Origin of the sequence: Devosia sp. Root436 (genome assembly GCF_001426345.1) — a bacterium.
Classification (GTDB): Bacteria; Pseudomonadota; Alphaproteobacteria; order Rhizobiales; family Devosiaceae; genus Devosia.
This window is the reverse complement of sequence record NZ_LMEM01000010.1, coordinates 69,743-85,522: the sequence shown is the minus strand read 5'-3', so window position 1 is coordinate 85,522 and position 15,780 is coordinate 69,743. Positions and strand designations below refer to the sequence as shown.

Below are 15,780 nucleotides of genomic sequence, written 5' to 3'. Positions count from 1 at the left end.
GCCGGATGAAACTCAATACGCTTGGTCCATTCGGCTCGGTCAGCCGCCTCACCCTTGGCGGCGGCGGCATCGGCCAGGTCTGGGGTCCGACCTCGGAGGATGACGCGGTGGCAACGCTCCGCCACGCCGTGCACAGCGGCATCGACCTGATCGACGCCGCGCCCGGCTACAAGATCTGCGAGGCCATGATCGGCCGCGCCTTCGAGGGCAAGTTGCCGCGCGGCGTGCGCGTCACCACCAAGCATGGCCTGGGAACCGTTGGTGCTGCGGATGTCTATCCGCGTCTGCGCACTTCGCTCGAGGCCAGCCTAACGGCCATGCGGCTGGAACGGGTGGACATGCTGTTGCTGCATAGCGAAATCCGGCCGGACGACTTCGAATATCCGGCAGGACAGCCGCCAAAGGACGAGCGCTCGACCAGCCTGTCGCTCTACCGCGAGGCGGTGCGGCCGGCCTTTGCCCTTCTGGTGAGCGAAGGGCTGATCGGCCATTGGGGCGTTACCGGCATCAATCACGCCGCCGCCACCATCGACGCGCTTTCGGCCGGACCCCGCCCTGCCGCAGTGCAGGCCATTGCCAACCTGCTCGATAGTCCCGGCGAGATGAACGGCACCGGACTCGCGCCGCGTCCCCGCCGCGTCATCGCCGCGGCGCAGGCCAACGGCGTCGGCGTCATGGGAGTGCGGGCGGTGCAGGCGGGAGCGCTGACCTCGGGGCTCGACCGGGCGGACAATTCGCCCACATCAGATGACTTCCGCCGCGCCGCGCCTTTCCGCGCCCTCTGCGCGCAATGGGGTGAGGACCCGGCCATCGTGGCGCATCGCTATGCTTTGGGCATTGACGGGGTCGATACGCTGGTGCTGGGCGTCAAGAATGTCGCCGAGCTCGACCAGGCGCTCACTGCCGAACGGCAGGGCCCGCTGGATGCCGAGCAGGTCGCGGCCATCGAGGCCCTGGGCCTGCGGTAAATTCATCGACTCCTGCCCACCCTCAAGGGGAGGGTATCGACTGTGGCAACTGTATTCACAAACAGCAAGGGCCGCCCCCATCGGAGGCGGCCTTGCCTGCTTGATCACGCACTCAGAGCTGGCTGATGCAGACCGAGGTCGTGCCGCGGTTGCGGAAGCCCAGCTTGGTGGCCGCGGCCTTGGAGAGGTCGATGATGCGGCTGCCGTGGAACGGCCCGCGATCATTGATGGTGACTTCGATTTCGGCGCCGGTACGCTGGTCGGTGACCATGACCTTGGTGCCGAAGGGCAGGGAACGATGCGCCGCCGTCATGGCGTTCTCGTTGAAGATTTCTCCCGAGGCGGCCCGTTTCCCGTTGAAACCGGGACCGTACCAGGAGGCGCCGCCGCATTGGGCATAGGCTGCAGTGGACAGGGAAAGGAAAGCTGCAGCAATTGCGGCGGCGGAAACGGCTTTGCTAATCAAACTCAGGCACTCACGTCAGTTGGAAGGTGAGTGCCGACTAACGGGCAGGGCGGGCCACAATGTGCCCATATTGGCCACAACTGGCCTCCGCGCGCCCTGTGTTGCCCATTTGCCGCAGGAATTTCGGTACGATTGGCGGCCGATTGCGAAGCGGACCGGCGAAATTGGAGGAAATGAATCCGCCAGAATGCCGATCTTCGGATTCAGATCGGCGAGGAATACGGTTTTGAGGATTCGCCTTGCGTGCTGTGGCCATCATGCCACGGTTCCCGGTCAACTGTGCCAAAACGGGCCATTGCGACGGGTTCCCTCGGTAATCGGTGCCTGTCCATGGCCTCCGTGGCCCGAATATGGTGCGATTGTGGCGGGCCTCTCTATTCAGTTTTGAATGAGAAACGCCCGATTTTGGCCAATTCAGCGCATCCGTGAATGGCCCTATATTCGGGTCATCACAAGAGAGGCTCGCCATGACCCCCAACCACCCCGCCGCCGACGCCATCCTGCTGCAACGCCTCGAAGGCCTCGCCGCGCTGGGCCTGGGCGTGGCCGCCTATAGCTGGCTCGGCCAGTCCTGGTGGATCTTCGCCCTGCTGTTCCTCGTGCCTGACATCGCCATGCTGGGCTATCTGCGCTCGGCGCGGCTTGGCGCGCTGAGCTACAATCTGGGCCATACCTACATTACGCCGGCTTTGCTGGCGCTCGCCGGATTGGCCCTTGGCCCGCTGGCCCATGGCCTCGCCGCCATCTGGGTCGCCCATATCGGCTTCGATCGCCTGCTCGGCTACGGCCTCAAGCTCGGCGCCTTCGAGCAGACCCATCTCGGCCCGATCGGCAAGGCCCCTCGCGGCCGCTAGAGCCGCGACGGCACGCTCAGCCCTTCACTACGCGATAATCCATATGGGTGGTGAAGCGCGTCGCCCGCGCGCCGGTGGGTTCGAGCGTCGCGGTGAGCCCGTGCCACAGGCACTCGCCCGCGCCCAGGACAATCGGCGCGATCTGCAGGTGCAGCATGTCGATATCTCCGGCGTTGAGATAGTGCCGCAAGGTGCTGACGCCGCCGGCGATCACCACATTGCGCGCGCCTGCCGCTTTCCTGGCCTTGGCCATCGCCGCGTCCGGCCCTTCGGTGACGAAGTGAAACACCGTGCCGCCCTCCATTTCGATCGCGGGATGGGCATGGTGGGTCAAAACGAAAACCGGCGCGTGATAGGGCGGATTGGGACCCCACCAGCCCTTCCATTCGGCCTCCCAGACGTCACGTCCCGGCGCCGCGAACATGTTCCGCCCCATGATGAAGGCGCCATAGTCGCAGATGGCGTCGATCTCGACCTTGTTGTTATCGGCATCCTCGATCATCCAGCGATGCAGGGGCTCCCCCTCGGGGATGTCGCCGAACGGCTTTTCCCGTGTCTGTTTGAGGCCCGTGCCATAGCCGTCGAGCGACAGGCTCATATGAGCGTGAACTTGCTGGGTCATTTTCTGCTCCATCACTTAATCTATGGCTTAAGTGTAGGTCGGCCAAATAGGTTTGTCAAGCGTGCGCTTAACTATCAGGCCTTGCGCGGCGTCAGCCCGAACAGGAACAACTGTTCGAGATAGCGGGCGGCATCCTCGAAGCGACCCTCGCCGCCCCGGTCCTTGCCCAGCACGGCGCGCACCTGCACGTCGAAATCGGCATAATGTTGGGTGGTGGCCCAGATCGAGAAGATCAGGTGATAGGGATCGGTATGGGCCAGCTTGCCCTGGTCCATCCAGCCGAGCAGGATTTGTGCCTTTTCATCGACCAGGTTCCGCAGGTCGACTTCGAGCATTTCGATGATGCGCGGCGCCCCCTGCAGCATCTCATTGGCGAATAGCCGGCTTTCGCGCGGATAGTCGCGCGCCATTTCCAGCTTGCGGCGGATATAGGAGCGGATTTCGGGGAAGGGGTCGCCGCCGGCATCCATCTCCTTGAGCGGGGCCAGCCAGGTGTCGAGCAAAGCCGACATCAGCCGGCGATGTATCTCTTCCTTGCGCGGGAAATAATACAGCAGGTTGGGTTTGCTCATCCCGGCCACCTCGGCGATCTGGTCGATCGTCGAGCCGCGAAAGCCATGCACCGAAAAGACTTCGAGCGCCGCTTCGAGAATGAGGTCCTGCTTTTCGCGCTGGATGCGCGTCAGCGGCCGCGGCTTGGCATGCGGATGCGCCGCCGCCTTGGCGTCAGCCTTGTGCTGGCGCTTTGGGGCGACTGATGGCTCGGCACTTTTCACTTTGTTCGGCGGCATTTTCGCCTTGCTAGAAAGTTTGGGAGTGCTAACATTTTTCCAACTGGTCAAAATTTCTGGACTTAGCGGTCCGCCGTCAAGAGCAAAAGCAAGACTGGTGCAGATTTAAGGGGAGCGACGTGTCCAATTCCAATGCCGTGGTGCCGAACGATCTCAGTGCGTTCTGGATGCCCTTTACGGCAAATCGCCAGTTCAAGAAATCCCCGCGCATGTTCGTCGCCGCCAAGGACATGCATTACACCACTTCCGATGGCCGCCAGGTGCTCGACGGCACGGCAGGTCTGTGGTGCGTCAATGCCGGCCACGCGCGGCCGAAAATCGTCGAGGCCATCGCCAGACAGGCGGCCGAACTCGACTATGCGCCCGCTTTCCAGATGGGCCATCCCAAGGCGTTCGAGCTGGCCAACCGCATCGTCGATATCGCCCCCAAGGGGCTCGACCATGTGCTGTTCACCAATTCCGGCTCTGAATCGGTCGAGACGGCGCTCAAGGTGGCGCTCGCCTATCACCGGGTGAAGGGCGATGGCGCCCGCTCGCGCCTGATCGGCCGCGAGCGCGCCTATCACGGCGTCAATTTCGGTGGCATTTCGGTGGGTGGCATCGTCACCAACCGCAAGATGTTCGGCACGCTGCTCACCGGCGTCGACCATATGCCGCATACCCATAATCTGGGCAAGAACGCCTTTTCCAGGGGCCTGCCCGAGCATGGCGTGGAACTGGCGGACGAACTCGAACGCATCGTCACCCTGCACGATGCCTCGACCATCGCCGCCGTCATCGTCGAACCCGTCGCCGGCTCGACCGGCGTGCTGATCCCGCCCGCGGGCTATCTGCAGCGCCTGCGCGACATCACCAAGAAGCACGGAATTTTGCTGATTTTCGACGAGGTCATCACCGGCTTCGGACGCCTCGGCACGCCGTTCGGCGCCGACTATTTCGGCGTCACGCCCGATATCATGGTCACCGCCAAGGGCCTGACCAATGGCGTCATCCCCATGGGGGCGGTGCTGGTTTCCTCCGAAATCCACGATGCCTTCATGGGTGGCCCCGAACACGTCATCGAGTTCTTCCACGGCTATACCTATTCGGGTAACCCGATTGCCTCGGCGGCGGGCCTCGCCACGCTCGAAACCTACAAGGACGAGGACCTGCTCACCCGCGGCGCCGAACTCGCGCCCGTCTGGCAGGATGCGCTCCATTCGCTCAAGGGCGAACCCCATGTCATCGATATCAGGAATATCGGCCTGGTCGGCGCCATCGAGCTGGAACCCATTGCCGGCGCGCCCACCAAGCGCGCCTTCTCGGCTTTCGTGAAGGCCTTCGAGAACGGTTACCTGATCCGCACCACCGGCGACATCATCGCGCTCAGCCCGCCGCTGATCGTCAGCAAGGCACAGATCGCCGAGCTGATCGATGCCATTCGCACCGTCCTGAGGAGCATCGACTGATGGCTGTTATCGAGAATGCCGTTGCCGGCAAACGCTATGTCTCGGCTTCGACGCGCCGCGTGCCGGTATTCAACCCGGCTACCGGCGAAGTTTCGGCCGAGCTGCCGTTGTCGACACTGGACGAGCTGAACGAAGCCGTGGCTTCGGCCAAGAAGGCCCAGGTCGCGTGGGGCAATACGACCCCGATGAAGCGCGCCCGCGTCATGTTCAAGTTCAAGGCGCTGCTCGATCAATATGCCGATGACCTGGCCCGCGAGATCAGCCGCGAACACGGCAAGGTGCATGACGACGCTTTGGGTGAAGTCGCCCGTGGCATCGACTGCGTCGATTATGCCTGCGGTATTCCGCAGCTGCTCAAGGGCGAATTTTCCCGCAATGTCGGCCCCAGCATCGACACCTATTCCGATCGCCAGCCGCTTGGCGTGGTCGCCGGCATCACCCCGTTCAACTTCCCGGCCATGGTGCCGATGTGGATGTATCCGGCCGCCATCGCCTGCGGCAACAGCTTCATCCTCAAACCCTCCGAGCGCGATCCCAGCGCCTCCATGCTGGCCTGGAACCTGTTCATGGAAGCGGGGCTCCCCGAAGGCATTCTCAATATCGTCCATGGCGACAAGGAAATGGTCGATGGCATTCTCGACCATCCCGATATCAAGGCGGTGAGCTTTGTCGGCTCGACCCCGATTGCCGAATATGTCTATCAGCGCGGCACCAGGGCCGGTAAGCGCGTCCAGGCCCTGGGCGGCGCCAAGAACCACATGGTCATCCTGCCCGATGCCGATCTCGACCAGGCCGCCGATGCGCTGATGGGCGCCGGCTATGGCTCGGCCGGCGAGCGCTGCATGGCTATTTCGGTTGCCGTGCCGGTCGGCAAGGAAACCGCCGATGCGCTGGTGGCCAAGCTCAAGCCGCGCGTCGAAAGCCTCAAGATCGGCCCGGCCAGCGACAAGGACGCCGAAATGGGTCCGGTCGTCACCAAGATGCATCGCGACAAGATTGTCGGCTACATCGACTCAGGCGTCGAGCAGGGCGCCGACCTCGTGGTCGATGGCCGAGGCTTCACGCTGCAGGGCTATGAAGGCGGCTACTATGTCGGCGGCACACTGTTCGACAATGTCACGCCCGACATGAGCATCTACAAGGAAGAGATTTTCGGCCCCGTCCTCTCGGTGGTGCGCACCAATCATTATGACGAGGCGGTCAAGCTCATCAACGAGCACGAATATGGCAATGGCACCGCCATCTTCACCCGCGACGGCGACGCCGCCCGCGAATTCGCCGACAAGATCGAGGTCGGCATGGTGGGCGTCAACGTGCCCATCCCGGTGCCGGTGGCCTATCACTCCTTCGGCGGCTGGAAGCGAAGCCTGTTCGGCGATCACTCCATCTACGGCCCCGAAGGCGTCCACTTCTACACCCGCCTCAAAACCGTCACCACCCGCTGGCCCGCCGGCATCAAGGGTGGCGCCGAATTCAGCTTCCCGAGCGCGAAATAAGTGATGCGCGAAACTGAACCCAGCATCGATGCGGAAGTAACCTCTCCCCTGAGGGGAGAGGTCGCCGCGCAGCGGCGGGTGAGGGGTTCAGTCTCGCGGGCACGCACCTTGCGCCAAAACAGCACCGACGCCGAAATGCGGCTTTGGAAAACGCTGCGGGGCCGCCAACTCGATGGCCACAAATTCGTCCGCCAACTTGCCATCGGCCCCTACATCGCCGATTTCGTCTGCCGCGAAGCTGCGCTGATCGTCGAAGTCGACGGCGGCCAACATTCTGAGAATGTGAATGATGCCAGACGCACCGCATATCTCAATGCTGAGGGCTACTCGGTGCTGCGCTTCTGGAACAACGAGGTTCTCGATAGCGCAGACGGGGTGTGGCAAGCGCTGCTTACCACCCTGACGCTGAACCCCTCACCCGACCTCCGCTTCGCTCCGGCCACCCTCTCCCCTCAGGGGCGAGGGGCACGCGGCACGCTCAGTGCTACGACAAAGCAACGCAGCTATCGGCTCAATGCCGATCCAATCAAAGAGTAGCCCTATGCCCGCCCCAGGAGAAAACCTTCGTATCAATGGTGATCGGCTCTGGGACAGCCTCATGGAGATGGCGAAGATTGGCCCCGGCATTGCCGGTGGCAATAATCGCCAGACGCTGACCCACAGCGACAGGCAGGGGCGCGAACTCTTCCAGCGCTGGTGCGAGCAAGCGGGCCTCACCATGGGTGTCGACAAGATGGGCACCATGTTCATGACCCGGCCGGGCACCGACCCCGACGCGCTGCCGGTCTATGTCGGCTCCCATCTCGATACCCAGCCCACCGGCGGCAAATATGATGGCGTGCTGGGCGTGCTGGCGGGGCTCGAAGTGGTCCGCTCGATGAACGATCTCGGTATCAGGACGAAACATCCCATCGTCGTCACCAACTGGACCAATGAAGAAGGCGCCCGTTTCGCCCCGGCCATGCTGGCCTCGGGCGTCTTTGCCGGTATTCATACGCTCGACTACGCCTATGATCGCAAGGATCAGGAGGGCAAGAGCTTCGGCGACGAGCTGCAGCGCATCGGCTGGGTCGGCGAGGAGCCGGTCGGCGCCCGCAAGATGCATGCCTATTTCGAGTATCACATCGAACAGGGCCCGATCCTTGAAGCCGAGAACAAGCAGATCGGCGTCGTCACCCATGGCCAGGGCCTGTGGTGGCTCGAATTCACGCTGACCGGCAAGGAAGCCCATACCGGCTCGACGCCCATGAACATGCGAGTCAATGCCGGGCTCGCCATGGCGCGGATCCTCGAAATGGTGCAGGCCGTGGCCATGGACCACCAGCCCGGCGCCGTCGGCGGCGTGGGCCAGATGAAGTTCTCGCCCAACTCACGCAACGTCCTGCCAGGCACGGTGGTTTTCACCGTCGATATCCGCTCGCCGGAATTGGGCAAGCTCAGTGCAATGCGCGAGCAGATCGAAAGCAAGGCGCAGGTCATCTGCCAGCAACTCGGCGTTGGCTATGCCATGGAAGCGGTGGGCCACTTCGATCCCGTCGCCTTCGATCCCGTGCTGGTCGCCCGTGTCCGCGCCGCCGCCGAAAAGCTCGGCTACAGCCATATGGACATCATTTCCGGCGCCGGCCACGACGCCTGCTGGACCAACAAGGTGGCTCCCAGCACCATGATTATGTGCCCCTGCGTGGACGGGCTCTCGCATAACGAGGCAGAAGACATTTCCAGGGAATGGGCCACGGCCGGCGCCGACGTGCTGTTCCACGCTGTGGTGGAAACGGCGGAGGTCGTGGAGTGATGCCACAGGGCGAGGGCATTGCCGACCTTACCTCGCCCCTCCGGGGAGAGGTCGCCGCGCAGCGGCGGGTGAGGGGTACGAAGCCCTCCAAGCCAGCGGTAGCTCGGGCCAGATCACTGCGTCGAGCGGAAACCGATGCCGAACACCAGCTCTGGCAGATGGTTCGCAACCGCCAGATCGACGGGCAAAAGTTTGTCCGCCAATACCCCATCGGACCTTTCACGGCCGACTTCGCCTGCCGTGAGGCCATGCTGGTTGTCGAACTTGATGGCGGTCAGCATGCCGAAAGCGCGTCGGACGAGAAGCGCACCGCTTATCTCAACACCCAGGGCTATTCCGTTCTCCGATTCTGGAACAATGATGTGCTCGGCAACCGCGAAGGCTGCTGGCTGACCATCCAGGCAGTTCTGCGGGGTAACCCCTCACCCGACCTCCGCTTCGCTCCGGCCACCCTCTCCCCGGAGGGGCGAGGGAAGGCGGCGCTCGACCATCAAGGAAAGTCCCCATGAGCAAAGTCATCAAGAACGGCACCGTCGTCACCGCCGACCTCACCTACAAGGCGGACGTCCTCATCGAAGGCGAGACCATCGTCGAGATCGGCCAGAGCCTCTCCGGCGACGAGACCCTGGATGCCAGTGGCTGCTACATCATGCCGGGTGGCATCGATCCGCATACCCATCTCGAAATGCCCTTCATGGGCACCTATTCGGCCGATGATTTCGAAAGCGGCACCCGCGCCGGGCTGGCCGGCGGCACGACAATGGTGGTCGATTTCTGCCTGCCCAATCCCAACCAGAGCCTGCTCGAAGCCCTCTCGATGTGGGACAACAAGACCGGCAAGGCCTCGGCCGATTATTCTTTCCACATGGCCATCACCTGGTGGGGCGAGCAGGTGTGGCGCGAAATGGCCGAAGTGGTCGATCGCGGCATTACCAGCTTCAAGCACTTCATGGCCTATAAGGGCTCGCTCATGGTCAATGACGACGAGATGTTCTCGTCGTTCCAGCGCTGCGCCGATCTGGGCGCGCTGCCGCTGGTGCATGCCGAAAATGGCGACGTGGTCGCGGCGATGACGCAGAAACTCCTGGCCGAAGGCAATAACGGCCCCGAGGCCCACGCCTATTCCCGCCCGCCGGAAGTCGAGGGCGAAGCCACCAACCGGGCCATCATGATTGCCGACATGGCCGGCGTGCCGCTCTATGTGGTGCATGTCTCGGCCGAGCAGAGCCACGAGGCCATCCGCCGGGCACGGCAGAAGGGCATGCGCGTCTATGGCGAGCCGCTGATCCAGCATCTGACGCTGGACGAAAGCGAGTATTTCAATGCGGACTGGGACCATGCCGCCCGCCGCGTCATGTCGCCGCCCTTCCGCAACAAGAGCCACCAGGATTCGCTGTGGGCCGGGCTGCAGTCGGGCTCGCTCTCCTGCGTCGCCACCGACCACTGTGCCTTCACCACCGACCAGAAGCGGACGGGCATCGGCAACTTTTCCAAGATTCCCAATGGGACGGGCGGGTTGGAAGATCGCCTGCCGGTGCTGTGGACGGCGGGGGTCAATACCGGGCGGCTGACCATGAACGAATTCGTGGCTGTGACCTCGACCAATATCGCCAAGATACTCAATCTCTACCCGAAAAAAGGCGCGGTGCTCGTCGGCGCCGATGCCGATCTCGTGGTGTGGGACCCCAAGCGCAGCAAGACCATTACGGCTTCCGCCCAGCAATCGGTCATCGACTACAATGTGTTCGAGGGCTTCAAGGTCACCGGCCTGCCGCGCTTCGTGCTCAGCCGCGGCAAGGTCTCCATTGTCGAGAGCGAGGTCAAGGCCGAGCCGGGCCATGGCAAGTTCGTGGCCCGCGAAGCGAAAAATCCCGTGAACCGGGCCCTCAGCCAGTGGAAAGAAATCGTCGCGCCCCGCAAGGTGGAACGATCAGGTATTCCGGCGTCGGGGGTTTAATGGATTCCGCGTCTTTGAGGGCCGGCTCATGAGTGCAGTCGTCTCCGCCCAAAACCTTGGCCTCACCTTCAGGACCAATGACGGCGACGTCGTTGCGCTCAGCGACGTCAATCTCACCATCGAGAAGGGCGAGTTCGTCTCCTTCATTGGTCCGTCCGGGTGCGGCAAGACCACCTTCCTGCGCACCATTGCCGATCTGGAACAGCCCACTTCAGGCACGCTCGATATCAATGGCCAGACGCCGGAACAAGCGCGCAAGGCGCGGGCCTATGGCTACGTGTTCCAGGCCCCGGCGCTCTATCCCTGGCGCACCATCGAGAAGAATGTGGCCCTGCCGCTCGAAATCATGGGTTACACGTCGGCCCAGCAGGCCGAGCGCGTCAAGCGCACCATGGACCTGGTGAACCTCGCCGGTTTCGAGAAGAAATATCCCTGGCAGTTATCCGGCGGCATGCAGCAGCGCGCCTCCATTGCCCGCGCGCTGGCCTTCGATGCCGACCTGTTGCTGATGGACGAACCCTTCGGTGCGCTCGACGAAATCGTGCGCGACCACCTCAATTCCGAACTGCTCAAGCTCTGGGAGCGCACGCAGAAGACCATCTGCTTCGTCACCCATTCCATCCCCGAGGCGGTGTATCTGTCGACCAAGATCGTGGTGATGTCGCCCCGGCCGGGACGGGTGACGGATATCATCGAGAGCGACCTGCCCCGGGCGCGACCGCTCGACATTCGCGAGAGCCCGGAATTTCTGGCGATCGCCGCCCGGGTAAGGGATGGGCTGCGGGCGGGTCATTCTTATGAGGAGGCGGTGTGATGGGGGTTAGCCACAGTGCTGCCCTTACCTCTCCCCTCAGGGGAGAGGTCGCCGCGAAGCGGCGGGTGAGGGGTTCAGCGCCGCCGGTCCATCTAATATGGTGCCGCAACACTGAACCCCTCACCCCAACCCTCTCCCCTGAGGGGAGAGGGGGCAGATCGCGCATGGGGCAGCCATTGTGACCCGCACCCTCCCCCTCATCATCGTCCTCATCGCCATAGTGGCCATCTGGTACGCTGCCGCTATCGGCCTCAATGCGCAGTGGCAGAACGATGTCTATCGCCGCGGCGACGTCACCAACGTCCCCGCAACCCAGTTCGTCCTCGATACCTGGAACCAGGAAAAGCCGGTGCTGCCGACGGCGCATCAGGTGTTTGGCGAACTGTTCAAGCTGACAGTGCTGACCGATCCGACCAAGCCGCGCAGCCTCGTTTTCCACGCCTGGGTCACCTTCTCGGCCACCGCGCTCGGCTTTGTCATGGGTTCCGTCCTGGGCATCGGGCTGGCGGTACTGATCGTCCACAACGAGGCAATGAACCGCTCGCTGATGCCGTGGATCGTCGCCAGCCAGACCATCCCCATCCTGGCGCTGGCGCCGCTGATCGTCGTCATCGGCTTCAATATCTTCACCGGCACTTTTGGCATCCCCACCGATCCGGCGCGGCTGATGAGCAAGGCCATAATCTCGGCCTATCTGAGCTTCTTTCCGGTCGCTGTCGGCATGGTCAAGGGCCTGCGCTCGCCCGAGGCGATCCAGCTCGACCTGATGCACACCTACAATGCCACGCCCAACCAGACCTTCTGGAAGCTGCGCTGGCCGGCCTCCATGCCCTTCCTCTTCGCCTCGCTCAAGGTGGGCGTCGCGGCGAGTCTTGTCGGCGCCATCGTCGGTGAATTGCCCACCGGTGCCGTGGCCGGGCTGGGCGCGCGGCTATTGGCTGGCTCCTATTACAGCCAGACCATCCAGATCTGGGCAGCCCTGTTTGCTGCCTCCATTCTCGCGGCCTTGCTGGTCATTGCGGTGGGCGTGGTGGAAAAACTGGTCAACCGCTCGATGGGGGCACGCCCCGCATGAGCCAGCTCCAGTTCTTCCTTGCCCTCGTCGCCGGCGGCCTCTGTGCCGCGGCCTTGGCGCTGAGCCTGGTAACCCCCTTCGAACAGGGCCTGCTGCTCAAGGCATTCCTTGCTTTGGGCTTCCTGTCGCTGATCCGTTTCTTCGTGCCGCTGGGCCTGTGGGCCGATGGGGCCTTCGCCGTGCTGGGCGCGGTAGCCGTGCTGACCGCGATCGGCGTCTTCGCGCCGACGCCGGCCTTTTTCTGGATGGCGCTGATCGCGGCCTGGCTCTTTGCCTGGCTCTTCGTCGAGCGGCTGAGCAAGGCGCTGGCGCCGGGCCTGGCCGATAATGCGGGGCTGGGCCTGCTCATCCCCATCGTCTTCGGCGTCACCATCCTGGTGGCCTGGGAGGCCATTACCCGCGCCGGCAATGTGCCGCAGGTCATCCTGCCGCCGCCCTCGATGATCTGGGCCCGCATCACGGCCAGCGTGCCGACGCTGCTGGCCGATTTCCAGCAGACCTTTTTGAAGGCCGTGCTGATCGGCTATGCGCTCGGCTGCGGCCTGGGCTTTGTCGTCGCCATCCTCATCGACCGCTCGCCCTTCCTCAAATCAGGCCTGCTGCCACTGGGAAATTTCGTCTCGGCTCTGCCCATTGTCGGCGTCGCGCCCATCATGGTCATGTGGTTCGGCTTCGACTGGCCCAGCAAGGCCGCCGTGGTCGTCATCATGACCTTCTTCCCCATGCTGGTGAATACCGTGGCCGGCCTCAACGCATCCTCCGCCATCGAGCGCGACCTGATGCGCACCTATGCCGCCGGCTATTGGCAAACCCTTATGAAGCTGCGCCTTCCCGCTGCGGGGCCCTTCATATTCAACGCCCTCAAGATCAACTCGACTCTGGCCTTGATCGGCGCAATCGTAGCGGAATTCTTCGGGACGCCCATTGTGGGAATGGGCTTCCGGATTTCTACCGAAGTCGGCCGGATGAATGTCGACATGGTATGGGCCGAGATCGCGGTGGCGGCCGTCGCGGGCTCGGTCTTCTACGGGGTGATCGTCCTCATCGAAAGAGGCGTCACCTTCTGGCATCCGTCTGTGCGTGGTGCATAGACGATGCCGAACTCAGGGAAAACGGCAATGAAGAAACTTCTGATCGGCGCCCTTGCAGGCGCAATGACGATGGCAGGCCTGGGCGGTGCATGGGCCCAGGACAATTCCGTGACGTTGCAGCTCAAATGGGTCACCCAGGCTCAGTTTGCCGGCTACTATGTGGCCCAGGCCAAGGGCTTCTATGACGAAGAGGGCCTTTCCGTCGAAATCAAGCCGGGCGGTCCCGATATCGCCCCCGAGCAGGTGATTGCCGGCGGCGGCGCCGATGTCATCACCACCTGGATGGCCGCTGGTCTTGCCGCTCGCGAGCGCGGCGTGCCGCTGGTCAATATCGCCCAGCCCTTCAAGAGCTCGGGGCTGCTGCTGACCTGTTCCAAGGAAGCCGGTGTCGAAACCACTGATGACTTTGCCGGCAAGACGCTGGGCGTCTGGTTCTTCGGCAATGAATATCCGTTCTATGCCTGGATGGCCAAGCTCGGCCTGTCCACCGAAGGCGGCGCGGAGGGCGTCGAAGTGCTGAAGCAGGCATTCAACGTCGATCCGCTGATCCAGAAGCAGGCCGCCTGCATCTCCACCATGACCTATAACGAATATGGCCAGGTGCTGAAGGCCGGGATTACCCCCGAAGAACTCACCGTCTTCAACTATCGCGACGAAGGCGTCGGCATGCTCGAGGACGGCCTCTATGTCATGGAAGACAAGCTCGCCGATCCGGCCTTTGTCGAGAAGATGACCAAGTTCGTCCGCGCCTCGATGAAGGGCTGGGCCTATGCCCGCGACAATGCCGAGGAAGCCGCCCAGATCGTCCTCGACAATGACTCGACCGGCGCCATGACGCTGGAAGACCAGCTCTACCAGATGACCGAGGTCAACAAGCTGACCGAAGGCTCGACCGGCGCGCTGGACGAGGCCGATTACCAGCAGACGGTCGATACCCTGCTCTCGGCGGTCTCGCCCGACAATCCGGCCATTACCAAGGCTCCGGAAGGCGCCTTCAGCCATGTCGTGACCGACGGGTTGTAAGCCCAAGGCCATTCAAGTTTGAGGCGGGGAGCGATCCCCGCCTTTTTTCGTTGCCACGGCCAAAGGACGCGCTGCCCCATTCTGCCCATATTTTACGCAGCCGCCCGGAACGAATTTCGTTCACGCAGGGTTGATGGGGCACACGCGTCAACCAACAAGGCAACTCCCATGAACTCCATCATCTACATCGTCGGCCTCATCGTCATCGTCATGGCCATCCTGTCGTTCATCGGTCTCGCCTGACCTCAGCGTCCGGCAAGAGCAGCAACAATCAACTCCAGGAGACGCCACCATGACCATTGATGCGCCCGCGGGCGTCGTCGTTACCAACTCCACCGCTTCACATCGCGACCAATCCTCCTATGTCGATTGGCCGGCAATCATCGCCGGCATCGTGCTGGCCTCGGCCATCAGCCTGGTGCTGATCAGCTTTGGCTCGGCCGTGGGCCTCAACTTCCTCGACTTCGGCTACGGCGATGGCCCCAATCCGATCTTCGTCGGCATCGCTGCCGCTACCTGGTTTCTCTGGGTTCAGGTTTCCAGCTTCATGGCTGGCGGCTACCTGACCGGCCGCCTGCGTCGCCGCTATTTCGATGCCAATGAAGACGAGAGCGACCTTCGCGATGGTGCTCACGGACTGCTCGTCTGGGCCGGCGCTGCCATTCTTGGCACCGTCATTGCTGTCGGGGGCATCGGCGCCGCCGCCAATGCTGTTGGTTCAGCGGCCGCGACGGCAACCACGGCGGCTTCCAATGTCGCTGAAGGCGCCGCCGATGCCGTGGACCCCAACGCCTATTTCGTCGATACGCTGTTCCGTTCCAACCAGCCGGTTGATGCGGCAGTGGCCCGCGACGAGGCCGGCCGGATTTTCGCGCAGGCCGCCCTTGGTGATGGCACCGTGGCCGAAGAAGACCGCACCTATCTTGCCAACGTGGTCGCGGCCAATACCGGCCTGACACCGGAAGAGGCCCAGGCCCGCGTCGACCAGGTTATCGCCAATGTCGAAGCGGCACGCCAGCAGGCCATCGAAGCGGCCCGCATTGCCCGCAACACCGCCATCATTGGCGCCTTCCTGCTCGCTGCCTCGCTGCTGGTTTCGGCCATTGGTGCGTTCTGGGCGGCCCAGAAGGGTGGCAATCATCGCGACAACAACACCGTCTTCGCTGGCGTGTTCAAGCGCTTCTGACAGTCACGAAAGGAATATTACATGCTTCGCGGAATCGGACTTTGGCTGCTCGGCGTGCCGATCTGGCTGATCATCATCATCATTTTCTTCCTTAGGTAGGAAGATGGAGGCGGGGCGAAAGTCCCGCCTTTATTCTCCTGCCCGTCAGCGCCGGATGAGGGGTTTGCGGTAAGTACCCTCACCCGCCTCGGCCCGCG

Annotated in this window: 16 protein-coding genes; 13 read left to right on the top strand and 3 right to left on the bottom strand. The window is 63.0% G+C overall.

Annotated features, from left to right (window positions below; all coding sequences use genetic code 11):
• The first annotated feature begins 5 nt into the window (after positions 1-5).
• Positions 6-968: an aldo/keto reductase gene (locus ASD04_RS09235; protein ID WP_056255655.1), complete on the top strand. Its 963-nt coding sequence runs from the start codon at positions 6-8 to the stop codon at positions 966-968.
• Positions 969-1,080: 112 nt separating this feature from the next.
• Here ASD04_RS09235 and ASD04_RS09230 read toward each other — a convergent pair whose 3' ends face one another.
• Complete coding sequence (locus tag ASD04_RS09230; RefSeq protein WP_056255653.1) at positions 1,081-1,434, bottom strand: septal ring lytic transglycosylase RlpA family protein; 354 nt, start codon at positions 1,432-1,434, stop codon at positions 1,081-1,083.
• Positions 1,435-1,901: 467 nt separating this feature from the next.
• Here ASD04_RS09230 and ASD04_RS09225 point away from each other — a divergent pair, with 467 nt between their 5' ends.
• Positions 1,902-2,288, top strand: a complete 387-nt coding sequence (locus tag ASD04_RS09225) for a DUF4260 family protein (RefSeq protein WP_056255651.1) — start codon at positions 1,902-1,904, stop codon at positions 2,286-2,288.
• Positions 2,289-2,304: 16 nt separating this feature from the next.
• On the opposite strand, the gene ASD04_RS09220 is transcribed toward ASD04_RS09225, so the two are convergent.
• The gene (locus ASD04_RS09220; protein WP_056255649.1) at positions 2,305-2,910 is read right to left on the bottom strand and encodes a dihydrofolate reductase family protein; all 606 of its coding nucleotides are present in this window, start codon (positions 2,908-2,910) and stop codon (positions 2,305-2,307) included.
• A 74-nt stretch (positions 2,911-2,984) separates the two neighbouring features.
• Positions 2,985-3,701: a TetR family transcriptional regulator C-terminal domain-containing protein gene (locus tag ASD04_RS09215; RefSeq protein ID WP_082531114.1), complete on the bottom strand. Its 717-nt coding sequence runs from the start codon at positions 3,699-3,701 to the stop codon at positions 2,985-2,987.
• A gap of 119 nt (positions 3,702-3,820) precedes the next feature.
• Between ASD04_RS09215 and ASD04_RS09210 the strand changes: the two genes are divergently transcribed.
• The 11 genes from ASD04_RS09210 (at position 3,821) to ASD04_RS09165 (ending at position 15,583) form a co-directional block, all read left to right on the top strand.
• On the top strand, positions 3,821-5,149 hold the full coding sequence (locus ASD04_RS09210; protein ID WP_156461190.1) for an aspartate aminotransferase family protein: 1,329 nt from the start codon (positions 3,821-3,823) through the stop codon (positions 5,147-5,149).
• Positions 5,149-6,645, top strand: coding sequence for a CoA-acylating methylmalonate-semialdehyde dehydrogenase (locus ASD04_RS09205; RefSeq protein WP_056255647.1), 1,497 nt, complete (start codon positions 5,149-5,151; stop codon positions 6,643-6,645). The genes ASD04_RS09210 and ASD04_RS09205 overlap by 1 nt, the downstream gene beginning before the upstream one ends.
• A 3-nt stretch (positions 6,646-6,648) precedes the next feature.
• A complete protein-coding gene (locus ASD04_RS09200; protein ID WP_082531113.1) occupies positions 6,649-7,182 on the top strand; it encodes a DUF559 domain-containing protein in 534 nt (177 codons plus the stop codon).
• Between the two features lie 4 nt (positions 7,183-7,186).
• Positions 7,187-8,437 carry a Zn-dependent hydrolase gene (locus tag ASD04_RS09195; protein ID WP_056255645.1) on the top strand — a complete coding sequence of 417 codons (1,251 nt, stop codon included), beginning with the start codon at positions 7,187-7,189 and terminating at the stop codon, positions 8,435-8,437.
• Positions 8,437-8,946 (top strand): DUF559 domain-containing protein, encoded by a 510-nt coding sequence (locus ASD04_RS19140; protein WP_082531112.1) that lies wholly within the window; start codon positions 8,437-8,439, stop codon positions 8,944-8,946. The genes ASD04_RS09195 and ASD04_RS19140 overlap by 1 nt, the downstream gene beginning before the upstream one ends.
• Entirely contained in the window at positions 8,943-10,394 is a 1,452-nt protein-coding gene (gene hydA / locus ASD04_RS09190) for a dihydropyrimidinase (RefSeq protein ID WP_056255643.1), read from the top strand. The genes ASD04_RS19140 and hydA overlap by 4 nt, the downstream gene beginning before the upstream one ends.
• A 28-nt stretch (positions 10,395-10,422) precedes the next feature.
• Positions 10,423-11,208, top strand: coding sequence for an ABC transporter ATP-binding protein (locus tag ASD04_RS09185; RefSeq protein WP_056255641.1), 786 nt, complete (start codon positions 10,423-10,425; stop codon positions 11,206-11,208).
• Between the two features lie 175 nt (positions 11,209-11,383).
• On the top strand, positions 11,384-12,283 hold the full coding sequence (locus ASD04_RS09180) for an ABC transporter permease (protein ID WP_056255639.1): 900 nt from the start codon (positions 11,384-11,386) through the stop codon (positions 12,281-12,283).
• Positions 12,280-13,374: an ABC transporter permease gene (locus ASD04_RS09175; RefSeq protein ID WP_244488290.1), complete on the top strand. Its 1,095-nt coding sequence runs from the start codon at positions 12,280-12,282 to the stop codon at positions 13,372-13,374. The genes ASD04_RS09180 and ASD04_RS09175 overlap by 4 nt, the downstream gene beginning before the upstream one ends.
• Positions 13,375-13,437: 63 nt before the next feature.
• A complete protein-coding gene (locus tag ASD04_RS09170; protein ID WP_244488301.1) occupies positions 13,438-14,397 on the top strand; it encodes an ABC transporter substrate-binding protein in 960 nt (319 codons plus the stop codon).
• Between the two features lie 292 nt (positions 14,398-14,689).
• A complete protein-coding gene (locus tag ASD04_RS09165; protein WP_056255636.1) occupies positions 14,690-15,583 on the top strand; it encodes a hypothetical protein in 894 nt (297 codons plus the stop codon).
• Positions 15,584-15,780 lie beyond the last annotated feature (197 nt).